General features: G+C 37.1%; 24 protein-coding genes and 3 pseudogenes. 4 read left to right on the top strand and 23 right to left on the bottom strand.

What is annotated here, in order from left to right:
• Positions 1 to 297, top strand: a pseudogene (locus tag H7U02_RS10560) (diacylglycerol kinase family lipid kinase); the annotation flags it as partial.
• A 292-nt stretch (positions 298 to 589) separates the two neighbouring features.
• Here the strand turns inward: H7U02_RS10560 and H7U02_RS10555 are convergent.
• The 9 genes from H7U02_RS10555 to H7U02_RS10515 form a co-directional block, all read right to left on the bottom strand.
• Entirely contained in the window at positions 590 to 1279 is a 690-nt protein-coding gene (locus H7U02_RS10555; RefSeq protein ID WP_201043335.1) for an alpha/beta hydrolase-fold protein, read from the bottom strand.
• Complete coding sequence (locus H7U02_RS10550) at positions 1260 to 2276, bottom strand: ABC transporter substrate-binding protein (protein ID WP_175057490.1); 1017 nt, start codon at positions 2274 to 2276, stop codon at positions 1260 to 1262. Before H7U02_RS10550 ends, H7U02_RS10555 begins: the two co-directional genes overlap by 20 nt.
• Before the next feature lie 20 nt (positions 2277 to 2296).
• Positions 2297 to 3052 carry an ABC transporter ATP-binding protein gene (locus tag H7U02_RS10545; protein WP_201043333.1) on the bottom strand — a complete coding sequence of 252 codons (756 nt, stop codon included), beginning with the start codon at positions 3050 to 3052 and terminating at the stop codon, positions 2297 to 2299.
• 4 nt (positions 3053 to 3056) lie between these two features.
• Entirely contained in the window at positions 3057 to 4100 is a 1044-nt protein-coding gene (locus H7U02_RS10540; RefSeq protein ID WP_201043331.1) for a FecCD family ABC transporter permease, read from the bottom strand.
• Between the two features lie 121 nt (positions 4101 to 4221).
• Positions 4222 to 4971 (bottom strand): CPBP family intramembrane glutamic endopeptidase, encoded by a 750-nt coding sequence (locus tag H7U02_RS10535; RefSeq protein WP_201043329.1) that lies wholly within the window; start codon positions 4969 to 4971, stop codon positions 4222 to 4224.
• Between the two features lie 48 nt (positions 4972 to 5019).
• A complete protein-coding gene (locus tag H7U02_RS10530; protein ID WP_201043327.1) occupies positions 5020 to 5859 on the bottom strand; it encodes a DUF4300 family protein in 840 nt (279 codons plus the stop codon).
• Positions 5860 to 6025: 166 nt separating this feature from the next.
• Positions 6026 to 6298: a hypothetical protein gene (locus tag H7U02_RS10525; RefSeq protein ID WP_195917831.1), complete on the bottom strand. Its 273-nt coding sequence runs from the start codon at positions 6296 to 6298 to the stop codon at positions 6026 to 6028.
• 123 nt (positions 6299 to 6421) lie between these two features.
• On the bottom strand, positions 6422 to 7057 hold the full coding sequence (locus H7U02_RS10520; RefSeq protein WP_003094690.1) for a copper homeostasis protein CutC: 636 nt from the start codon (positions 7055 to 7057) through the stop codon (positions 6422 to 6424).
• A 34-nt stretch (positions 7058 to 7091) separates the two neighbouring features.
• Entirely contained in the window at positions 7092 to 7661 is a 570-nt protein-coding gene (locus H7U02_RS10515; RefSeq protein WP_195917833.1) for a TetR/AcrR family transcriptional regulator, read from the bottom strand.
• A 126-nt stretch (positions 7662 to 7787) separates the two neighbouring features.
• On the opposite strand from H7U02_RS10515, the gene H7U02_RS10510 reads away from it, so the two are divergent.
• Positions 7788 to 8630, top strand: coding sequence for a DegV family protein (locus H7U02_RS10510; RefSeq protein ID WP_003093981.1), 843 nt, complete (start codon positions 7788 to 7790; stop codon positions 8628 to 8630).
• 229 nt (positions 8631 to 8859) lie between these two features.
• Positions 8860 to 10032, top strand: coding sequence for an MFS transporter (locus H7U02_RS10505; protein ID WP_175057487.1), 1173 nt, complete (start codon positions 8860 to 8862; stop codon positions 10030 to 10032).
• A gap of 143 nt (positions 10033 to 10175) precedes the next feature.
• On the opposite strand, the gene H7U02_RS10500 is transcribed toward H7U02_RS10505, so the two are convergent.
• The 12 genes and pseudogenes from H7U02_RS10500 to H7U02_RS10450 all read right to left on the bottom strand — a co-directional run bounded on the left by H7U02_RS10500 (position 10176) and on the right by H7U02_RS10450 (position 19522).
• A complete protein-coding gene (locus H7U02_RS10500) occupies positions 10176 to 10913 on the bottom strand; it encodes a DUF4336 domain-containing protein (RefSeq protein WP_175057486.1) in 738 nt (245 codons plus the stop codon).
• A 32-nt stretch (positions 10914 to 10945) separates the two neighbouring features.
• Positions 10946 to 11722: an alpha/beta fold hydrolase gene (locus H7U02_RS10495; RefSeq protein WP_201043325.1), complete on the bottom strand. Its 777-nt coding sequence runs from the start codon at positions 11720 to 11722 to the stop codon at positions 10946 to 10948.
• Between the two features lie 131 nt (positions 11723 to 11853).
• Positions 11854 to 12015 (bottom strand): hypothetical protein, encoded by a 162-nt coding sequence (locus H7U02_RS11675; RefSeq protein WP_398578088.1) that lies wholly within the window; start codon positions 12013 to 12015, stop codon positions 11854 to 11856.
• A 211-nt stretch (positions 12016 to 12226) separates the two neighbouring features.
• Complete coding sequence (locus H7U02_RS10485; RefSeq protein WP_002890503.1) at positions 12227 to 13909, bottom strand: ABC transporter ATP-binding protein; 1683 nt, start codon at positions 13907 to 13909, stop codon at positions 12227 to 12229.
• 2 nt (positions 13910 to 13911) lie between these two features.
• Entirely contained in the window at positions 13912 to 14649 is a 738-nt protein-coding gene (locus H7U02_RS10480; protein ID WP_002890501.1) for an ABC transporter ATP-binding protein, read from the bottom strand.
• Between the two features lie 134 nt (positions 14650 to 14783).
• The gene (locus tag H7U02_RS10475) at positions 14784 to 15524 is read right to left on the bottom strand and encodes an ABC transporter permease (protein ID WP_002890499.1); all 741 of its coding nucleotides are present in this window, start codon (positions 15522 to 15524) and stop codon (positions 14784 to 14786) included.
• A gap of 277 nt (positions 15525 to 15801) precedes the next feature.
• Complete coding sequence (locus H7U02_RS10470; RefSeq protein ID WP_002890498.1) at positions 15802 to 16431, bottom strand: TetR/AcrR family transcriptional regulator; 630 nt, start codon at positions 16429 to 16431, stop codon at positions 15802 to 15804.
• A gap of 452 nt (positions 16432 to 16883) precedes the next feature.
• Entirely contained in the window at positions 16884 to 17066 is a 183-nt protein-coding gene (locus H7U02_RS10465; protein WP_002890497.1) for a hypothetical protein, read from the bottom strand.
• A gap of 179 nt (positions 17067 to 17245) precedes the next feature.
• The gene (locus H7U02_RS10460) at positions 17246 to 17812 is read right to left on the bottom strand and encodes a hypothetical protein (RefSeq protein ID WP_002890492.1); all 567 of its coding nucleotides are present in this window, start codon (positions 17810 to 17812) and stop codon (positions 17246 to 17248) included.
• 200 nt (positions 17813 to 18012) lie between these two features.
• Positions 18013 to 18555 carry a GNAT family N-acetyltransferase gene (locus H7U02_RS10455; RefSeq protein ID WP_004182884.1) on the bottom strand — a complete coding sequence of 181 codons (543 nt, stop codon included), beginning with the start codon at positions 18553 to 18555 and terminating at the stop codon, positions 18013 to 18015.
• 26 nt (positions 18556 to 18581) lie between these two features.
• A pseudogene (locus H7U02_RS11670) lies at positions 18582 to 18728 on the bottom strand (competence protein TfoX); the annotation flags it as partial.
• Positions 18729 to 18769: 41 nt separating this feature from the next.
• A complete protein-coding gene (locus H7U02_RS10450) occupies positions 18770 to 19522 on the bottom strand; it encodes a CPBP family intramembrane glutamic endopeptidase (protein WP_148512762.1) in 753 nt (250 codons plus the stop codon).
• Positions 19523 to 19930: 408 nt separating this feature from the next.
• On the opposite strand from H7U02_RS10450, the pseudogene H7U02_RS10445 reads away from it, so the two are divergent.
• Positions 19931 to 20107 (top strand): annotated as a pseudogene (locus H7U02_RS10445) (transposase); the annotation flags it as partial.
• 60 nt (positions 20108 to 20167) lie between these two features.
• Here the strand turns inward: H7U02_RS10445 and H7U02_RS10440 are convergent.
• The gene (locus H7U02_RS10440) at positions 20168 to 20608 is read right to left on the bottom strand and encodes a GNAT family N-acetyltransferase (protein ID WP_148512761.1); all 441 of its coding nucleotides are present in this window, start codon (positions 20606 to 20608) and stop codon (positions 20168 to 20170) included.
• Positions 20609 to 20620: 12 nt separating this feature from the next.
• Positions 20621 to 21394 carry an alpha/beta fold hydrolase gene (locus H7U02_RS10435; protein WP_201043323.1) on the bottom strand — a complete coding sequence of 258 codons (774 nt, stop codon included), beginning with the start codon at positions 21392 to 21394 and terminating at the stop codon, positions 20621 to 20623.
• Positions 21395 to 21552 lie beyond the last annotated feature (158 nt).

The following is a 21552-nucleotide window of genomic DNA, read 5'->3' as shown; positions in this document are numbered from 1 at the left end:
CTTCTATCTAATTACTATGCAGACAAAAAACTATTTGATGAAAATACAGATGGATATGGAAATATCTTGATTTTAAAAGATGCATCCATCATTTCTAAATTATCGACTATCCCAGATTTGTTAAAAGGGGATCTAGTAGGTAACGATAATATCGAATATATCAAAGCGCGTAATGTTAGGATTTCTTCAGAGGTTGAGTTAGAGTCAGATGTTGATGGAGACAAATCGGATAATCTTCCAGTAGATATAAAAATACTAGGGAACCATATCGAAGTATTCTCAGGCACCAAAGTATAGTTTTTTCCCTTCTACTTCTCCAACAAAAAAGTTTTAAATGATATAAGTTACTGCATCAGCAACAATAATAGTCTTATCCTTTTTGAAGTTAGGATATAAGTCAAAAGTAAGTAAATTACTTTTAATATACGGAGTTAAGGCGTTTTTTGATTCATGTCTAAAAACTTTTCGGAAGCATCAACTGTGATGGCAGTTTTCGAGCATAACAAAAAGTAGTGAAGAGATTCCATCGTCGGAATTTTCTTCACTACTTTTCTTCTCTCTTTCCTACTCAATCACCAATAGCAGCATTTCAGAGTTTCCACTCTTCAATCAACCAATCCGAAAAAGCGTCATATCTTTTTTGGAGATGGTCATGATGTCCGTAGGGGTCAAATGCTGAATAAGTAGACACGCTCTGTTTTTTGATAAGTTCATGCACTTCTTTGGCATAACTAGGAGCTTTGGCCAATCTATTCTTATGATTAGCCCCCTCGGTCAAACCGTTACGTAAATAGACCGAGCAAGACTTATTGATGGGCTGGTGGGCTTTGCAGTAAGCTACAAAATTTGGATACCAGAAGGATCCACAAATGGAGAAGATCAAAGGCATCTTATCACTGCTATAAAGACTGGAAATAGCAGCCAAACCACCCAGCGAATAGCCTCCGTAAGCCATGCGACTTTCATCCAGTCGAAACTCTTGTGCGATGCTTTTGAAAATATGGCCAAATAGATGGTCATGATAGCTGGCTAGCTTACCGCCAAAATCAGGGCTTCCAGGTCTCAGAGCCTGAGCCTGCCAAGGCGTAAAATCATCCAAGCGATTCTGAGGTTCAAGCCCAACCAGGATAACAGAATCTGCGATTTTTCCCAGATACTCAAGCTGCCCATCGTTCAAAAAAACAACTGGATAAGCCTTCTTGAAATCATAAGACTCAGGAAGGGCAACCGTAACCTGAATGTCATGGCAGACAAAGTCTTTATTTATTAACAAAGTCATTAACCTTTTCAAGAGAATCAATCACAGATGGACCGTAATCCATAAGCTCATCATAAGAAATAGTCATGATTTTCTTGTTTTTAACGGCTGGAACATTTTCAAGAACAGCGTTCTTTTCCATCTTGTCTGTTGCTTCCTTGTCCATGGCCTTATTACGGTCACTAGTTACATAGATAATCAATTCTGGTTCCATTGACACGAGATTTTCCAGAGTCAAATCTGATGTTCCTGTCGCAACATTGGTATAACCAAGCTGATTGAGCATGCTTTCTTGAAGGGCAGATTTGTAAGTTCCAAAGGTCTCATCGTTGTAGGCACACATGATAAGAGCCTTCTTCAAGTCTTTGTCAGAAGACTTGTTTTTCTTTTTAACAGCGTCGATACGCTTTTGAAGTTGTCCCGCATACTTGTCTGCCTTGTCTTGGACGTTGAAAATGTCACCAATATTTTTAACATCTTCGATGATATTATTCAAATCTTGTTTGGTTGTTGAGACAGAAGCTTTTTGGGTATAAACAGGAATGTCGTTGCTGTTCCATGTGCTGATGGTTCCCATTGACTTGTCTGAGAACATCATATTACGACCAATAAGAGCATCTGGTCCGTAAGCCAAGATGGCTTCTTGAGAAATTGTTTTCTTATCACCGATATGTGGGATTGAAGCAATGTCATCCTTATATTTATCGGTTACTTCATTGTCGGGGTTAAGCATACCGACAATTTTGTCTTTCAAACCAAGCTCAATCAAGATTTCAGTTGATGAAAGGTTATTGGTGATAACCTTTTCTGGTGCCTTTTTGAAGACTTGATCTAGCTCAGTTCCTTTATCGTCATAAGTTTTGACAGTCAAAGGATACTGGGTTTCTGAGTTAGTCTTTTTCACCGTTTCTTTTGCTGCTGATGACGATGATGTGCTGTTTTTATATGTAGAACTGCATGCTGTCAATGTGAGGACTGCTGCAGCGATTAATGCGATACGAAATGTTTTCTTGTTCATAAGGCCTTCCTTTCCTAGGCTTATAAATACTGAATCATTGCCTGCTGGTCATCTGTCCAAGTAATACGACTCTGAACATCATAAACCGCCTGCAAGGATTGTGGGGTTACGGCATCCCTTGGGACACCTTGGGCAACAATCTCACCCCCTTTCATTAAGTAGATATAATCTGAAAAACGACAGGCCAATTGAATATCGTGGAGAACTGCCAGAACATTAATGCCGAGTTCCTTGACCAGGGCCAACATCTCCAACTGATACTTAATGTCCAAATGATTAGTAGGCTCATCCAATAAAAGGAGTTTAGGTTCCTGAGCCAAGGCACGCGCCAGGATGACTCTTTGTTTTTCGCCACCTGATAAGGACGAATAATAGCGGGCCTTCTTTTCAGACATGCCAACCTTGTCTAGGGCATCCTGAACGAGGACGTAATCTCGCTCCGATTCTTTTTGCAGAAAGGAAAGATGAGGCGTTCGGCCAAGCATGACAATTTCTTCCACCGTACAATCAAACTGAAGGGTGTTAAACTGTGTCACAACGGCCATTTCTTTTGCTGTTTCCTTGAGGCTTACCAGATCTAGGGATTTTCCATCAAGAAAAATCTGACCGCTATCTGGTTTCAACTGGCGGTAAATGGTTTTAAGCAAGGTTGATTTCCCACTCCCATTTGGTCCCAGTATAGTCTGGAATTGCCCACCTTTAACCTCTAGAGAGACACCGTTTAGGATTTTTTTCTCTCCAATCGAATAATGAATATCCTTACACTTTACATCCATAAGACTAAACCACCTTCCTACGATTTCTAGTCACAATATAAACAAAGAAAGGTGCGCCAACTAAGGCTGTAAAGATACCGATAGGTAGCTCTGCATTTTTGACGAGGATTCTAGCCAAGACATCTGCCCAAACCACAAACAAGGAGCCTAAGAGCGTCGCCACTGGAAAAAGCTTACGATAGTTAGTCCCGACTAAACTTCTAGCAATATGAGGGGTAATCAAGCCGACAAAGCCGATAATCCCACAGCTAGCAACCAAGACAGCCGTTATGACCGCAACAATGGCAATGTAAAGATACCAGTAGAGTTTAAGTGGAATCCCTAAAGTCAAAGCTGCCTCATCTCCCATCATCATGGCATTAAAAACACGATACTGTGTTGAGAAAAAGAGAAAGGCCAAACCAACCACTACTGCTGGAAGCGTCAAATCTGACCAAGATGTTCCTGTCAATGAACCCATGGTCCAAAACTTAATGGTCATGACACTGTCTGCTGTCGCTCCAATAGAGATTATAAAATTGGCAAAGGCAATAAAGAGGGCATTAACAACTGTTCCAGATAAAATCAGGCCAGATGTGGTCACTCTCCCCTGCATAGAGGCAATGATTAAGACAAGAACCGTCGCTAGGATAGCCCCCACAAAGGCACCCAAGCCTACCACAGCCTTAAGGCCTAAAATGATGGCCAAGGTTGCTCCAAAAGTTGCCCCTGCCGAGATTCCCAGGATATAGGGTTCGGCAATCGGATTATTAACGGTTGACTGCATGACACTACCAGACATGGAAAGGCCTGCACCAACTATTAACCCTAGGAGAACCCTAGGAACTCGCATATTCCAGATAATAGCTTCAAGTGGCTTGGCTATGCTATGACTGGCCATCGGAAGCCCCAATTTACTGAAGATGACACCATAGGTATCACCTATATCTATAGTGACCGCCCCTAAAGACACTGCTACAAAAACTGACGCTACTAGTAAAAGTAGAAGCAAACAGAGCAGGCTTAGGTAGCGGGAAAAAACAAGGTGTTTTGTTTTTTTAAAAGGCATTAGCACCTCCTTTCCACCTGTAATGTCAGAAAATTTTGACAATACTCTTCTAGTATAACATGCCTCAAAAAGATGGGCAAGGTCATTTGAGTGGAAAACAAGAGCAGTCACATAACTGCTCTTAGGATTTAACCTTCTCCATACTGCTACTAGCAATTTTCATGGCAAGAAGAATTATCAACACCTTAATCACAAGGGACAACCAAAGGCTCTCCGCTGATGACAGTTGCGATAAAGCATTGATAAGCGCATGTGTCATCACACAAAGCCAAAGGCTTCTGGTGTTTGTATAAATGGCGGATAAGATAAAACAGTTGCTTAATAAACCTAGCAAAAATGGCAATAAATGAATCGTGGACATAGACCCATCAATGTAAAAATAGAGCAAATGCCATAGTGACCAGGCTACAAAGGTACAAAGTGTGGACACTAGATAGGTCAACTTTTCTTGTAAGGCAGACTGGAAAAAATAGCGCCAACCGATTTCTTCGATACCACCAAAGACAAGGGCTTTACAAAATAACATAATGGGGAGATACCAAACTTGGAAAATCATCCCTCCACTCAAGACTAATGGTAAAAAATCCAAACCTAGAAAAATGAGGACTAAGAAATAGTTACTAAGAGGCTGTTTGACTTGGAAAAAATCTCTGACAAGTTGTTTAAAACTGGAGTGATGATAGCGGATGCTAACATAGCCTCCCCAAATAGCTGATGACAATCCACCTAAGATAAGGGTAAAAAGGCCAATTGGAGTTCCATAATCAACCCTAACTCCTCCTGCTCTTAGCAGCCAAACTAGGAGACTGACCAGTAAGATCTGTCCAAGGGTCCCCGCCAGATAAAGCAACAAGGCTCGTTTTCTTTTCATATCTTGCTTCCTTTTCTTGCCTATAAAAAACCTTCTTCTCACGTTAAGCTAGTCCATATCCACCCATTTGTCATTGTCCATGATAAAGGGTTTGGCTAGACCTGGTCCAGTATAGTCCTTGTACTTGGTTGTGAGATACTTGTAGCAATCTTTCTTACTAGCAAATTTTATAGCTTGGTAGGGCTCTTCGAAGGTCAATTTTTCAACAAATAAGTAACCATCTGTCGTAGGTACCAAGACTCCGACGTGACCGACAAAAAGGGAATCTCCATCCAGATTATCGTGAACAACAACCGACAGCATGCGTGCCTTGTCATCAAAGGTAAACTGCTTGTAGTAATCCTCCATATGCTTGGCATGAATCTTGACATCTTGGGTGGCTTCAGTCTTGACCCTTGAAAAAAGAATCTCAAAATTTTCCTGATCCTTGGCATCAAAGAGCTTGCCCTTGTCAATCGCATCCTTATCTTGGAAAAGGAGCTCACTATCACTTTTGACTTTTGGAATCTTGATTTTGCCTTTCAGTAGCGTGTAGGTGTTGATACGGCAGTTGGTACCGATAAAGTCACCATGCTTGGCTGTCCACAGGCTACTGATTTTTTCCACATCATAGTCTGTTTTGGTAAATGGCGCAAAACTCCCAGAAAGACCTACAGAACCCACGGTGTCATTGTAATCCGTGACGAGATTGATAAAGTTATCCACACTCTCCTCGTTCAAATGTTTTGAGAGTATGGCTCGCACCTCACTAATACTAGCCTTACTATTAAGATTGGAGTAATTTGCTTGCTCCTCTTTTTTGTGGAGATGTGCAAAAACTGCTAAACCGATAAGTAGCAAGCTAGAGATAGATAAAAGAATTAGCGTCTGTTTTTTTAGATGTTTCATAGGCGCCTCCTTGGCTTCATTATACCAGATTTTGACATCTACTTATTCTCAGAATACTTTTTGCAGTGTAAAAATGTCATTGAAACTCAATGAGTGCCTCAGGGTAGCCGTTAGGAACGAAAAAAACTGCAAGCAAGTAGCCGCAGTTTGTGTATAAACTTGGTTCTTATTTCTGAGTATTGCCAAGTTTTTTAAGATAAGTATAGCCCAGATAGAAAAAGAAAAGCGCTAAAAGAATAAAGAACCCCATGACGAGTTTGGTCCCACCTAATTGATAGGCAATGTAAACAAAAGTATTAACCTTGATCTGACCACCCGTTTTTTCCAATAGCGAAAGGCTCTGTGAGTAATAGTGACCAAGCCAAATAGCTCCTAACCCTAATAACGGATAAAGAATGACACCCAAGACAGGGTTCTTTTTTAACAAATTATCTAACATACATCCCCCAATTTTTTTAATGCTATAGTAATAGCTTATCAAAGAATGACTAGAAAAGCAAAGTGCCTCCCATTGCACAAAAATCAAAAGGAACCGGGCCAAGAAGCTGGTTCCATTGTAAATCTAAAAGACGACACGTGTTCCATGAACTTGCTCAAGACCAAGTATGGCAAGAAATTGGTCACGATTAGCCACGGAGATACCACCTCCTGCTAAAATATCCAACTGACCGTCTGCTAGCTGAACCAATTCTGCATAACGTTTCAAGCGTAAGTCTAGAGCAGTCTCAGGAGTTCCAGCACGGGTGAGAAGACGCGTCACACCGTGGTCCTTAAGCCACTGAATAGCACTAGACTGAGCTGCTTTAGGGATTTGGTCAAAGGCCATATGCATGGTGACCTCTAGGTCTCGACTAGCATCTAACAAGGTCTTTAGAGCTTCTGTATCGAGTTGGTTTTCTGAAGTCAAAGCACCTAGTGCAAAGCCGTCAACACCCAATTCACGCGCACACTTGATATCTTCTAGCATGATAGCTAATTCCTGCTGGCTATAGACAAAGTCGCCCCCTCGTGGACGAATCATCACAATCACCTTAGCCTGATAATCCTTGGCCAACCCAACAGCCGCCTTTATGACACCATAAGAAGGTGTCGTGCCTCCAACAGCCAGATTATCACACAACTCCACGCGTTGAGCACCGGCTTGAAAAGCTTTTTCTAAGTAAGTCACATTCTCTGCACAAAATTCATATATTGGCATACTGAACCTCCAATTAGTTGTAGTAGCAAGGGGATTATTTCTTCTTTTGTGGAAAAAGCGGGAGACCAAGTTTGGCAATCTTTTCAGCTGGGGTCTTCATGCCATCCTTGACCCATTTGGAAATCACTGAGACAATAGCTGAGCTCCAAAAGGAATTGAGGTAGCTACCGGCACCATTTGATGAGCTACCATTTCGTTTTTCCAAAAAATCATAAACTGCCTTGGTCAATACCTGCTCAAAATTATAATCAATGGCAAGACTGATGATTTTGGCTTCTTCTTTGACTTCCTTAAGGAGATAAACCCAGACTTGGTAAAGATCCGTCTTGAGATTATAGCTGTCCAAGGACTTAGTAATCTTTGTAATGCAAGACTCAAAAATAGATTTTAAAATCTCTTCCTTAGAACCATAATTGCGATAAAAGGCAGCACGAGATACACCCGCACGCTCAACCAGTTCCGATATGGTAATCTTTTTAAAGTCTTTTTTCTCCAACAATTGCAGGAGAGAAATTTCGATGGATTCTCGTGTAATTGCTTTATTTTCTTGGTTAAATCGTTTGAGATTTTCCAAGGATTTCTCTGAGATTTTTCTTTCTGCCATAACATTCACTTTCTATCTGTCACACCTGATGAGATCTACTATGATAGCAATGCACTTCATGATAAAATTGTAAAAGAAGACAAAACACTTGTCAATGTACATTATGCAGATATGAGGTATAAACCTATGAAATGGAAAATTATTGCGGATTCAGGCTGTGACTACCGTTCTTTAGACAATCTGGCACCAGATACGGAGTTTGTCAGTGTTCCTTTGACTATCCAAGTGGGCGAAACCATTTACAGGGATGATGCCCAACTCAATATTGATCAAATGATGGAGGAGATGTATGCGACTACAACTGCTTCCAAATCTGCTTGTCCAAGTCCTGATGACTATATGAAGTCCTTTGAAGGAGCGGACAATATAGTTGTCGTGACAATCACTGGAACCCTTTCTGGTAGCTACAATAGTGCTGAAATTGCTAAGAAAATTTATCTGGAAGAGCATCCTGATACCAAGATTCACGTGATTGATAGTCTATCAGCTGGTGGCGAGGTCGACCTTCTCGTTCGTAAACTCAATCACTTAGTTGCTGAAGGCCTTGAGTTCGACCAAGTCCTTGATGCCATCACAGCTTACCAAGCCAAAACTAAGTTGCTCTTTGTTTTAGCCAAAGTTGATAATTTGGTGAAGAATGGTCGTCTAAGTAAACTGGTTGGCACCGTTGTTGGACTCCTCAATATCCGTATGGTCGGTGAAGCTAGTAAGACTGGTACCCTAGAGTTGCTTCAAAAAGCTCGTGGCCAAAAGAAAGCTATCAAAGCTGCCTTTGATGAACTGATCAAGGCTGGTTATACAGGTGGACATATTACGATTGCCCACCGCAACAATGACAAATTTATCGAGCAATTCTCTGCATTGGTTCGTGAAAAATTTGCCCAAGCAAGCATCGAAGTCCTTCCTACTTCTGGACTTTGTAGTTTTTATGCCGAAGAAGGTGGACTCCTCATGGGGTATGAAATTTAAAAAAATATCGAAAAGAGGTTGGACTAGATGTTCAGCCTTTTTAAAATAAAATGATGTTATTAGATAATCAGTAGAATAAAATTTTATAACTAAAGATTCTCTCTTTTTCTTTGCGACAATGTAGTGTAATCGCTTTCATTACCCCCATCATTTATGGTAAGATGAAAGTGACGCATTAGTGTCATATTCTTATCAATTTAAATACCCTTATTAAACATGGAGATGCTTTATGAAACAGAAACATTCACATTTTCTAATCCCTGGAATCCTTCTTCTAGGAATCGTTTTGCGGGCTCCGTTCACAACCTTATCCACTGTCTTATCAGACATTGCTTCTGGTCTAGGTATTGAGGTCAGTTCCCTCGGTCTCTTGACAAGTCTGCCTCTCTTGACCTTTGCAATATTCTCGCCTTTTGCGGCCAGCTGGGCCAAACGCTTTGGTATCGAAAGACTCTTCCTCGGTGTTTTAATTGTGATGACTATTGGTTCGGCTCTGCGTACCGTCAATCTCCCTCTTCTTTATGTGGGAACGCTTTTAGTCGGAGCTGGGATTGCCTTTATCAACGTCCTTCTCCCAAGCCTAATTCAGGCTAATGAACCAAATCAGTTAGGATTCTTAACTACACTCTATATTACAGCCATGGGCTTGTCCACAGCCGTGGCTTCATCGGTAGCCGTTCCAATCACTAAAGCAACCTCATGGCAAGGCTTGGTCTGGGTATTGACAGCAGTCTGTGCCTTGGCTCTTGTGGTTTGGCTTCCTAATGTCCGTCACAATCATTATTTAGAACAAGATACTTCTACTAACGAAAATTCAGGCAGTTGGTATAAGAGTGGCAAAGTCTGGGCCATCATGATTTTCGGTGGATTACAGTCACTCTTCTTCTATACCACTATCACTTGGCTTCCAACCATGGCCACTCAAGCTGGTGCCGGCGAAGCCAATGCCGGAATTCTAGCTTCCGTTTTCACACTGACAAGTATTCCATTCTCTATGATCGTTCCTAGCCTAATCACTAAACTTGCTGATCGTAACCGCCATTTGATGCTAGTGATTACCGTCCTAGCAGGATTCGTCGGAGTTGCCATGCTCCTAGTCAATACAGACAGCTTTGTGTATTGGTTGGTCCTTAACCTCTTAATCGGAAGTTCTGCTAGTGTCCTATTCCCTTACATGATGGTTGCCTTTTCAATGAAGGCTAGCACCCATGAAAAAACAGCCCAACTATCAGGTTTAGCCCAAACCGGAGGCTATATCTTTGCGGCCCTTGGACCAGTTTTGTTTGGTTCAAGCAAACAACTCTTTAACTCTTGGACCCCTGCTATTTTAATTCTTCTTGTCTTGACCCTAATCATGGGAATAGCCCTCTACAAAGTTGAAAAAACAGATGTTATTTTGTAGGTGAAGAACCAATAAAAGAAAATGCCCCACAAGTTGTAGCTTGTGGGGTGTTATTTTGCGTGCGGCGAATGAATGAAACTTTTAAATACAGAGGTCGAAGTATTCGTATTTGTCTTTCGACAAGTTCCCTTAACCACATAACCCTATTTTTCTAGCCAGAAGAACGATTGCTTTAACATCTCTTTTGCTTGTCCAATGATACACGGTCCATGAGAAATAATAATATTCTTAGGTTCCCATTTCTTTATTTTGTGATAGCTCCTCAAAGCTTGTTTTTTACCAAATAAGAAACTTAGTCTTAAATCTCTTGGTGTTTTACCATTTGGATAGTGATTATCACCTATTTTAAAAAGTAGCTTTTCAAAAAGCGATAAATTCTCAGCTTCTATATTTTCAATAAGATCCGTTAAAATCAAAGTTGAACTTTCAGTATGGAAAAAAACAACCTCTTTCACATAAAAACTTCCCTCAAATGTCATAAAAAGAATTTCTTCGTTCCAATTGGCTTTCTCTAGTTCATGACCATAATCTAAATTCATTCCCGATTTTCTGGCACGCTTTTGAACACCACGAGCTAGCCATACTTCTGCTTCCGGAAATAGTTCATGCCACTCATTTATATAACTATAATGTAAGACATTGGGTGCGATAAGGTGTTTTACCTCACCTAATTGCTTGATTTCAAAAAGTAAATTATCACTAGGCTTAATCGGTGAATGCACCCAAAGACCACCATTCTGCAGACGGATAACTGTCATTCTAGTTGAAAAAGGCACTTTGAAGAGTTTGAAATTCATCAGTACTTCTTCCCCATCTACAATCCATAGGTTATCTGCTATCTTTTTTAAGGAATTAAGCGGACTATATTTTTTGACTTCCATGAGACTCTGCTTTCTAAATTAATAAAGTTTAATCAATTATTATTCTTCAAAAATGGAACAACCAAGTCAATCCACTCTTGAGGTAGGTAGGCTGATAAATAGCCGTGATTATATCCTTTTGCCTCAAACAAGATAGTGTTGGGATGCAGCTGCTCAAATAACCTAGCTGACTCCTTAACACATTTCAATTCTTTTTCACCATAAATATAGAGAACCTGCGCCTTACTTTTAGAAATCCTACTCTTCAACTTATAATGCCCCATATAAGTTGAAGAGATGGTCACTAATGTTTTGATAGGCGTCCTTGGCATATCCTCCATATAAAAATTTTTTATCTCGTCTGGGTAAGCTAATTGGGGATAGAATTTATTCATTAAGCTTAACTGAAGTTTACAAGAGGATTTACTAAACATCAGTTTACCAAATAAAGATACCAAAAAGATGCTAAATCTCGCCAACCTTGGCTGAGGAATACAGATACTTCCGTCTATGATAGCTTTCTCAGCTATATCGCTGTCTAAGGACAAAAGTTCCATAGCAATTTGACCTCCAAGTGAAACTCCACCTAAAGCAAACAGTTTTCCATCACAATTCTCTTTGATATAGTCTAGGATTTCTAAGGCAGAATCTTCAGTAGAAACATAATCAAGTTGATATTCTTCACCGTGACCATTAAGTGTAGGTAAAATGACATGGTAATTATGAGACAGGAGACGAGCTTGTCTAAGATAATTCCACCAAGAGCTACCCCCACCATGTATCAATAAAATGGGAGGCAAATTTTTATCACCAAACTCATGAAATTTCATATTTGATACCCTCCAAAATGTCTCATATAGACAGTACTATATTTACTTGAAAGTCTATGTTCACCTTTATTATTCTACTATTTACTCTGCTTAGCTCTGTTACAAGTAAGAGAGACAATATCGCAACCTACCTAGTCAAGGCCAAATTCCTTTCTCGCATCAGCTAGAGAAGAGACTTTACCTTGAATAATTTCCTGATGCCCGACTAAAATTTTCTTTTTCAAATCCTCAAAAGCCACTTGATACGTTGCCTCTGGAAAATCACTAGACACATATTTGCTTTGGTTAACCATTATATTTTCCATTTTTCTAAGCGTTCTATTTTGTATATATTTATTGTAACATGAAGAAGAAATATGATTCAGATAAAAATATCAAATGACTTACCATAAAAAGCCCTGTCACCAAGGCTTTTCATTCTACACATTTTCTAGGCCTCACAAGCAGTGATACCGCTTCAACATGTCGTGCTAGTATACTCCTATATTATAGAACGAAAGAGAATTACACACTCAACTCAAACAACTTATAAAACTCACCTCTCCTATCCATCAAGTCACCAAAAGAACCATCTTCAACAATGACGCCACCTTTCATAAAGAGAATTCTATCGTATTTTTTCAAAATGTTCTCATTCAACTTGTGGGTTACTACAAGTGCAGTCAAATCTTGAATATCCAGGATTGAATTTTCAATTTCAGTAGTTACTTGATTATCCAAAGATGAGGTAGCCTCATCCAATAATAAGATTGGTGTTTTTCGAATTAAGGCACGCGCAATACTAAGTCTTTGTTTTTGTCCGCCAGATAGATTTGAGCCATTCTCTCCACATAAAGCTTGTAGACCAGATTCATTTTCTAAAACATAACTTTCTAAACCTGACTGCTGTACCGCTTGCTTTATTTCCTCATCAGTGAAGAATTGATTAAGAGTAATATTTGATCTTAAAGTATCATCAAAGATATAAATGTCTTGTTGAACAATAGTCATTAAGTTATAAAGGCTCCCTGCTGAAATAGCTTGCAAATCTATATTATCAATGGAGATGTGCCCACTTGTTACATCGTAAAAACGCAGTAATAGATTGAGCAAAGTTGATTTTCCACTCCCTGACATTCCTACAATTGCAATTTTTTCCCCTTTTTGAATCTTCAAAGATAAATGATTAAAAATTTTTTCTTCAGTATTAGGGTAAGAAAAGTCTATATTTGAAAAAGAAATAACATCATCGAAATATTCTTTTGTTTCACCAGTCTGAAGCTCAGTTACATCTTTTACCTCAAATGCATCTAGTGTTGCCTGACCTTCACGAAATTTACTTATTCCCATTCCAACTTCATTCAGTGGCATTACTACAAAATTGACCAGTTGAACAATAGCTGTTACACTCCCAATTGTGGTAGAGCTATTAAATACGAGATACATCCCTCCACCAAAGGCTACCAAAAAAACAATCATCCCTGAAAGCTGTGAAATAACATTAGCTAAAACGTCAAATTTCCCTTTTATAAAATTTATTTCATCAAATTTTTCACTTTCATGACTATAATCCTCACAGATAGCATCTTTCACATTAAAACTTTTAATAACAAGAAATCCTGCTAAAATATCTTTAACCTTAGCTAAATACTTCTGATCGGCAACCATAGCTCTATTTTGTAAAGAGGCTGATTTTTGTCCAATAAATCCTGAAATCATCATTGGAATAATGCTAGCAATGATAACTAATAAGGTCAAAAACCAATTACCTATAAACATAGCTAGAAGTGAAAAAATCATTAAGGAAAGGTTTTTTGAAATATTAAAATACTGGTATAGATAATCTTGCTCAATTTTCTTCATATTTTCGGTTAATACGGAAATAAATTTCCCTGATTTTTCTTTAGAAAAGTCTCTATAATCCCTATCTAAAATAGATTGGAACACCTTGTTTTTGTATCTTGACATGATTTGCCTAACAAGTTTATTTCTCAATCGAAGAGATATAAAGTTGAGTGCTGCATAGATGAAAATAACAGTAGCTCCTACTAGTACCGCTTGAGTTAAGGCTTCTTTATTTTGGGACATGCCACTATCAATAATACCTTTAATAGAATAAGCAAAAGCAACGTTAGTTAAAGGGACCAGTATATTAAATATCATGAAAGCATAAAAAGCCTTCTGATGGTTCTTTATCAATTGTTTCATCCTTAATCTACCTCATAATTCTTAATTTCATTTAGAAAATGTGACATAAAATATTCTTCTAAGTCAATATTCTCTCTCCTAATCTCTTTCATAGAAACCTGTTCTACAATTTCTCCATTTTTGATAAAGCCAATTTTATCTGCTATCTGTGAAATTTCCGATAATATATGACTCGATATTAGAATAGTAATTCCATGCTCCTTAGAAAGCGACAACAAAAGATTTCGAATTTCTTGAATCCCTATTGGATCTAAACCATTGATTGGCTCATCTAAAATTAACAATTTAGGTTTTGTTAGAAAGGCACGAGCTAAACCAAGCCTTTGCCTCATTCCTAACGAAAACTCTTTTACTTTTTTAGTCGTATTTTTTAATCCGACCATACTTAAGGCTCTTATTATATCTGATTCAATAATATTTTTTCCCATATACTGAGCGTGAATTTCCAAGATTTCTTTTGCAGTGCAATTATCATAAAAAATTGGTGATTCAATAATACTTCCAATCTGACTTAGGATTTCTTCTCTGTGTTCTTGTAGATTTTTCCCAAAAATTTCAATACTACCTGATGTAATTGTTGATAGGGATAACATACATTTCATTAACGTTGTTTTTCCAGCACCATTCGGTCCTAAAAAACCATAGATTTCTCCTTCAGCAATTTGAAGGTTGATACCACTTAAAATTTCTTCTTTATCAATTGTTTTAAAAACTTCTTTTATTTCAACGATATTTCTCATTTCTATCTCTCTTTCTATATCTAGCTTTAAATGCTAGAATTTTTCTTCCGGTGCATAACTACCAACTTATACAGTCTCTTTTTTATAGAAATCATCAAGGAATTATCACTTTCCTTCAATTAAACTCAGGTATGCTACTTGATACTAATATCTTGTCTTGAAATACTAGAGATTGAAAAAGAAGTAATCATTAAACTTATGAAACATGCAAATATCAAAAAGAATAGGTTATCAGCAATATTATTAGATAAACTTCCTGGACTGGCATTCGAAAGTAATGCTGCTAAACCAAGTCCAGTAAGCATTGTTATAGCTGTCGAATGCTTAATCATACCTAAAACAAATGGTAGTAAGCCTATTAGTACTGTTCCAAACGTTATTCCAGCTAAGTTAATTAATTGACTAGCTAGAGGGATATAACTAGATTCAGTTACAACAGCCAGGAATCTAATGAATAATTGAATCACTAAATGTGCAGAAAAATGGGCAATAAATGCTATTAGAATGACTGAAAGAATTTTTCCCCAAAGTAACTTTATTTTAGAAATAGGGTAAGAAAACAACTGAAAAATTGTTCTTCGTTTAAATTCATCAATAATAATCGTAGATAATAAATAAGATTCGAAAATCAAAAATGCTGCTTTTGTAAATAAAGATGAAAATAATGAAGCTACAATTGCCCAACCTTCCCATTTACCAGTAACTCTAATAACATTAGAATCCTGTCCAGTGAATTCTCCTAGTTTATTGTCAGTACCTAAACCCATAATAATGATTGCTGTAATACCTAACACTATAAATATAGTACACAACCAAGCTAAAAATAATTTAGATTTAGAAACTTTATTTAATTCAATTTTAATAAGCGACAACATAGATTATTTCCTCCAAAGCGTAAATAAAGAATAAACTATTCAGACTAATCTCGACAAATATTTAAAAATAAGTTTATTCTTCAGAAAATGTCACTATACATACTATCGGTATGTCTATACTAAAAACAAACATACCTACGGTATGTATAATAGATTTTTAATAACACACTTAAAGTATGTTATTTTTTAATTATAAATTATGTAAGATAATTTATTCAATTGATAATACATAAATAGAAATGAGTATTAACAAGAATGTCATGCGACGACTTATTTACTATTTTTTTAAGTGATCGAATAAGTTGAAAATCACCTCCATCATTTCATCAGAAATTAACTGTACCCCTAGACCTTCAAAAGTAAGTTTAATGAAATTCATTTTGCGCTTTAATTCTACTAATGAAAAAACGGAAATTTGAAAACCAATCCAAATATTTAGTGTTAAAACAATTAAATCTGCTAGCTCTTCTGGATATTCTGTTTTAATAGACCCATCTTCAACTCCTTCGTAAACTTTTTCTCTAATTTCGGGTAAAAAATCAGAAAATAGACCTAGATACTGCTCTCCTAACAAACGTGGACTTCTTAGCATGATTGAGGCAGAGTAAACGAGCCTTTGGTGTTCAAAATTAGAGAAAGAGTCCATCAAAGAATTTTGTATCTTTTCTAATCCAGTATTTCCTCTCCAATTATAATTTAAAATTTCTTGATTATTTTCGCTAATGATCGTTTGCAGTATATCATATTTGGACTCAAAATGATGATAGATAACACCTTTTGTTAATCCACCTAAGCCATCTATGATATCTTGTATTGAAGTATTATCAAATCCTTTTTCTAAAAATAGATTTTTAGAGACCTCTAGTATTTTTTTTCTAGTTTCATGTGAGTTTCTATTCCTTGCCATTATAGTCCCTTTCTATCATACCATCGGTATGTAACTTCTATTGTAGTGCACGAAACTAATAATGTCAAATATCTTATCGGAAGCTGTTTTATTAATCATTTCATTTTCAAATGCAAATATTATTTAAATTCTCCAAATCTTAATTTAAAGATTTTAAAATGATTAAAGAAGTAATGAAATAATCCACATAACTATTTCAATAAGTTCTATTTTACCTAAACTGAAAATTCAGCTACTAAAGACTAGTTCACACTATGATACTTCCCCACTATATGACAAAAAGCCCTGTCACCAAGGCTTTTCCTTCTACATATTTTCTAGGCTCGTACAAGCAGTGAGACTGCCTCCACATGCGATACTAGAAAATATCTATATTATAGACCAAAACTTTTGTTCTTTTCTCAATTAGATAATATTTTTAGTTCAGTACAATTTTGGTAAGGTACGTTTTATTAATTTATCGGACGAATCGATACATCTCCAAGTCCAAAAGAGAAATTGTCAAAGATATCCTGATAGTCGAATGGAATTAGTTGCCCTGTCTGGCTCATAAGAGCAAAGTCAACGCCTAATTCACGAATGAGATAGGGACACAGTGTAAATCCATTTTTCTCAATGATAAGAGCCAAGTCCAAAGAAGGGAATTCGCTCCTCCTTTGGGAAGGACTGCTTATACAAGTCGCTGATGATTCCCCAGTGTTTAAAAGGATTAAATTTAATTTGTTTTAAGGTCAAAAATTTCTCCTTAATTCCACCATCTAGCAAAATAGAAGTCTTTTTAAATATAACTCACGTCACGCCTTCGCAACGTTCTTTAGTTTAACGATTGAATCTCTTCTTTGACATATCCTTCTACATCTTCAATCTCTACAAACAGCGGGTCTAAGTGACACAAGAAGTGCCAATCTTCAGCGCCACGTTTTCTGTAGAGAATCGCTTCGCCGTCTTCGCTTCCGAAAAAGCTTCTGTCGGTTTCATATCCACAGCGTTCTAAGAAGTCTTTTGCCTTGCGATAGTTCGCTTCTCTTGCTTCGACATAGGCTTTCACTTCATCGTTGTTAACGACATATGCGTCGATTTTTGAATATCCTTCGATTACTTTATCGTTTTTAACGGATAGATTCGAAATTTCTTTCCAAATAATGTCCACATTTTCTTCATAATTAAACGAAAATCTAGATAAAGGGACAATATTTCCATTGAAAACAATTTCCATATAATCCGGCAAGTATTTTGGGTTCACATACTCCACTTCAAACCCATCTTCTGTTTCTAAAGTATACCCAGGGAGTTGAGCTACAAAGACTCTTCCCTCTTCTAAAGAGTCAAACGTGACTAAATCCTTTTGATAATCACCTTGATACAATTCCAAGATAACCATCGATAACCCTCCATTTTAACTTTGCAACGCTACGCAAATTTATTTTTCAGATCTTACAAGCAGTGATACTGCCTCGACATGAAACGACTGATCGCTGAGTCTATCAAGTGAAGCTGTCTGTATGTGGAAACATGTCTATAAAGCTTTTAACAATATCATAAGGTAATCGTTAAAAGGTATTACCTCGCACAAACAGTGATTTACTTAAACGAAATCCACTCTTCCTTTGAGAGACAGGTTATATGTTCTGTACGAAGAACACCTTCCAATGCACACGGAACGTTCTCTTTTGTATGATGATAACGGAACCCACATTTTTCCTGAACCCTCCGTGACTTTGTATTGCCGTCAAAATAACCGCACCACAATTTCTCCAGACTCAAGTCATCAAATCCATGTCTCATTATCTCACGAACTGCTTCTGGTATAAGCCCCTGACCCCAATAGGGAACTCCAATCCAGTAGCCAATCTCCGCCTCAGTATCCGGAATCCCTTTATCACTTGCAGAGCCAATCATCAATCCTATGCTACCCACTGGCTGCATCGTTTCTTTTAAAACAATGGCATATATCTCAGGTGCTGAAAAATAATTTTTTATAATCTCCCTACTGTTTTCAACACTGGTATGTACTGGCCAACCTGCAATCGGACCAACTTCTGGATTACTGGCATATTGAAATAAATCATGGGCGTCTCTTTCCTCCCATGGGCGAAGAATCAATCTTTCCGTTTCTAAAATCATTTTGTTCTCCTTAAATTCCAATTTAATTATTTTATTCTAGGTTTAGATGTTGGCAGTTCCTCATACATACCATCCAGTAGTTCCGTAATTAAATCCGAATCCCCAAATCTGTCGAATACATGCATTAATGTCTTTGAACCTTCATAGGGATAACTCAACTCGGAATCCGAAAGATACGAATGATATCCATCCCAGAAAACTTCCTGTGGGTCTTTTACAATGTTTCTACCTGCTTTTCCTTACTAATTCTATTACTCGCCAATATAGTATAAATTAAATAACCAATAAAAATGATAATAAAAATAACATTTATTTTTAACACAAAATAGAGATTTAACAAATTTGCGAACGCATGAAATAATATACAGTACCCCACAGATTTCGTTTGACGATAAAGAAGCCCTAAAACAAAACTTAAAAATAATGTATATATAAAAAATAAAATAAAAGGAAATCCTTGATGACTTTCTCCAACTATAAACCATAAAGGCAGATGCCAAATTCCCCAAATTGATCCTACAATCAAATTAGATTGCCAATAAGTATATTTTTTATCAAGTAACGGTTGTAATATACCTCTCCATCCTAATTCTTCATGTCCACCACCAAAAAAAATTAATTGAATAAAGAATAGTGGCATTAGATAAATTGATACTCCATTTAATTCTCGAGAAGATACAGAAAATAGTATCAAAATTGCTATCATATGAATAATGAAATAACTACTACTATTTTCTCTCTTATTGAATACAAAATGTTTAAATTTTATATTGTTACTTTTCAAATAAAACCCATTTGCAATAGCTGGTCCGAGTGCACCAACTATATGTAAGATTCTCCCTATAAACGTTTCTAATCCCAAAATATAAGATTGTGTAAATATGGCAAGAAGCCCCCAAGCTATATAAGTAATTCCAAATGTAAAATAAAGATAATTTTTTAAATTCTTTTTTTCAATTTCTGTCATTTATCTTCCTTATCTTGATTATTTTATGTATAAAATATTTTACTGCTTCTAATTGCTCTCGATTTATAACTAGGCATATTCTATCACAAAAACGCAAAAAAAGCCTCGCAATCAAGGCTTTTCATTATTGCTTCGTTACAAGGTTTTTACTCTTTTATAAGCAATCCTACACACTCGTCGGTTCGCTGTTACCGTATCGTTTCGTTATAAACTCCTTACTCTACGACTCCTATACCCCAGGGCACCTTCTCGACCTTAGGCCTCACCTTGTCGCATGAGCGGACTCAAAAGGTTCAGTGAACCTTTTGAGGATTAGTTACACTTTTCTAATAAACTTACTGCCTCAACGTTTAGTGATAGTGGAATTCTGTCAATATTTTGGACACATTTTGGGAGGAAAATTTGAAGGCTAGCGCCCTTCAGTTACACTATTCCAACGCCAAATTGGAAACAACGAATAATCTCATTAAACTTATCAAGCATAATGCCTTTGGTTTTCGGAACTTTGACAACTTTAAAAAACGAATTTTTATCGCTCTGAATATAAAAATGGAGAGGACAACGATAGCCCTCTCCAGGTGTTAGCTTTTATTCAACCCACTACAGTTGACAAAGAGCCAATATATATGGAAATATACAACTGTTCTATATCAACTTATATTCATACCACTCTTCATCTACTTTCTGAAATCCCAAAGCCAAAAACATTCTTTGACTTTGAGTATTAAAAGGATATATTTGTGCAGAGACCTTTACCATTTTTTGTTCTTTCGCCAGATGTATCATTTCAGAAACACATCGTCTTCCGATCTGTAAATTCTGATACTCTTTGCTGATAACTATAGAAAGTTCCGAGTTATATAGGAGTGTCACATCTCCAACTAACACTCCTTCATATTGGATATAATAGCAAGAACCATGTGAAGTTAGGTAATCATACATTTTATGAAGTTTTGTTAGATTGTAAATCTGATCAGTATTATCTACTTGTTTGCAAACCTCACTATCTTGATACCAAAGAAGGGAGATGTCATCATTTCTATAATAAGGAATAAGCGTTATCTGATCGTCTACTATTCTATTCATCTTTATTTTTCCTTATTTCTTCTTTAAAAAAGGCTCAACCAAATCAACCCAATCTTGAGGCAGATAAGCTGATAAATAGCCATGATGATAGCCCTTTGCTTCATACAAAATCGTATTTGGATGTAGCTGCTGAAATAATTTCGCCGATGCTTTCACACAGTTTAATTCTTTTTCACCATAGATATACAAAACCTGAGCTTTGCTAGCAGAAATCCTATCTTTCAGTTTGTAACGCCCCATATAGTCTTTGTAAATGGTCACCATTGTTTTGACAGGCGTCCTTGGCAGATCCTCCAAATAATAAGCTTTTATTTCCTCTGGATAAGCCAGTTTAGGATAGAGTTTGTTCATCATGCTTAACTGAAGTTTACAAGAGAATTTATTGAACATCAATTTACCAAATAGAGACACTAGAAAGATGCTGATTTTAGCTAACCTTGGTTGAGGAATACAGAGGCTTCCGTCTATGATGGCCTTCTCAGCAATTTCACTGTCTAAAGACAAAAGCTCCATGGCAATTTGACCACCAAGTGAAACACCACCGATTGCTAACAATTTCCCACCACAGTTTGCTTTGATATAGTCTAGAATCTCCAAAGCAGAATCTTCAGTAGAAACATAATCAAGTTGATATTCCTCGCCGTGGCCATTCAAAGTGGGTAGAATAATACGATATTCTTCTGACAAGATTCGTGCTTGACGAAGATAATTCCACCAAGAACTTCCACCACCATGTATCAGTAAAATAGGAGGCAAATTCTTATCACCAAATTCATGGAATTTCATGTTTAAACTCCTTACTGTAGAACTTTCACTAGCTACACCCATGTTTAATCAGCTCGTACAAGCAGTGATACCGCCTCAACATGTGCTGAGAGCTTTCTTCTATACTAATAGACGAAAGGGTGTGAAAATGATTTTTAAATGATACTGTGGAACGGAAC

It is taken from the genome of Streptococcus sp. 3.1 (genome assembly GCF_016648915.1).
Taxonomy (GTDB): Bacteria; Bacillota; Bacilli; order Lactobacillales; family Streptococcaceae; genus Streptococcus; species Streptococcus salivarius_E.
The sequence above is the reverse complement of the archived record's forward strand: the minus strand, read 5'-3'. Positions and strand labels throughout refer to the sequence as shown.

Excerpts from the sequence above, each read along its gene's own strand:
- H7U02_RS10555 (WP_201043335.1), bottom strand. The coding sequence starts at position 1,279 with ATGACTTTGTTAATAAATAAAGACTTTGTCTGCCATGACATTCAGGTT.
- H7U02_RS10550 (WP_175057490.1), bottom strand. The coding sequence starts at position 2,276 with ATGAACAAGAAAACATTTCGTATCGCATTAATCGCTGCAGCAGTCCTC.
- H7U02_RS10545 (WP_201043333.1), bottom strand. The coding sequence starts at position 3,052 with ATGGATGTAAAGTGTAAGGATATTCATTATTCGATTGGAGAGAAAAAA.
- H7U02_RS10540 (WP_201043331.1), bottom strand. The coding sequence starts at position 4,100 with ATGCCTTTTAAAAAAACAAAACACCTTGTTTTTTCCCGCTACCTAAGC.
- H7U02_RS10535 (WP_201043329.1), bottom strand. The coding sequence starts at position 4,971 with ATGAAAAGAAAACGAGCCTTGTTGCTTTATCTGGCGGGGACCCTTGGA.
- H7U02_RS10530 (WP_201043327.1), bottom strand. The coding sequence starts at position 5,859 with ATGAAACATCTAAAAAAACAGACGCTAATTCTTTTATCTATCTCTAGC.
- H7U02_RS10525 (WP_195917831.1), bottom strand. The coding sequence starts at position 6,298 with ATGTTAGATAATTTGTTAAAAAAGAACCCTGTCTTGGGTGTCATTCTT.
- H7U02_RS10520 (WP_003094690.1), bottom strand. The coding sequence starts at position 7,057 with ATGCCAATATATGAATTTTGTGCAGAGAATGTGACTTACTTAGAAAAA.
- H7U02_RS10515 (WP_195917833.1), bottom strand. The coding sequence starts at position 7,661 with ATGGCAGAAAGAAAAATCTCAGAGAAATCCTTGGAAAATCTCAAACGA.
- H7U02_RS10510 (WP_003093981.1), top strand. The coding sequence starts at position 7,788 with ATGAAATGGAAAATTATTGCGGATTCAGGCTGTGACTACCGTTCTTTA.
- H7U02_RS10505 (WP_175057487.1), top strand. The coding sequence starts at position 8,860 with ATGAAACAGAAACATTCACATTTTCTAATCCCTGGAATCCTTCTTCTA.
- H7U02_RS10500 (WP_175057486.1), bottom strand. The coding sequence starts at position 10,913 with ATGGAAGTCAAAAAATATAGTCCGCTTAATTCCTTAAAAAAGATAGCA.
- H7U02_RS10495 (WP_201043325.1), bottom strand. The coding sequence starts at position 11,722 with ATGAAATTTCATGAGTTTGGTGATAAAAATTTGCCTCCCATTTTATTG.
- H7U02_RS11675 (WP_398578088.1), bottom strand. The coding sequence starts at position 12,015 with ATGGTTAACCAAAGCAAATATGTGTCTAGTGATTTTCCAGAGGCAACG.
- H7U02_RS10485 (WP_002890503.1), bottom strand. The coding sequence starts at position 13,909 with ATGAAACAATTGATAAAGAACCATCAGAAGGCTTTTTATGCTTTCATG.
- H7U02_RS10480 (WP_002890501.1), bottom strand. The coding sequence starts at position 14,649 with ATGAGAAATATCGTTGAAATAAAAGAAGTTTTTAAAACAATTGATAAA.
- H7U02_RS10475 (WP_002890499.1), bottom strand. The coding sequence starts at position 15,524 with ATGTTGTCGCTTATTAAAATTGAATTAAATAAAGTTTCTAAATCTAAA.
- H7U02_RS10470 (WP_002890498.1), bottom strand. The coding sequence starts at position 16,431 with ATGGCAAGGAATAGAAACTCACATGAAACTAGAAAAAAAATACTAGAG.
- H7U02_RS10460 (WP_002890492.1), bottom strand. The coding sequence starts at position 17,812 with ATGGTTATCTTGGAATTGTATCAAGGTGATTATCAAAAGGATTTAGTC.
- H7U02_RS10455 (WP_004182884.1), bottom strand. The coding sequence starts at position 18,555 with ATGATTTTAGAAACGGAAAGATTGATTCTTCGCCCATGGGAGGAAAGA.
- H7U02_RS10450 (WP_148512762.1), bottom strand. The coding sequence starts at position 19,522 with ATGACAGAAATTGAAAAAAAGAATTTAAAAAATTATCTTTATTTTACA.
- H7U02_RS10440 (WP_148512761.1), bottom strand. The coding sequence starts at position 20,608 with ATGAATAGAATAGTAGACGATCAGATAACGCTTATTCCTTATTATAGA.
- H7U02_RS10435 (WP_201043323.1), bottom strand. The coding sequence starts at position 21,394 with ATGAAATTCCATGAATTTGGTGATAAGAATTTGCCTCCTATTTTACTG.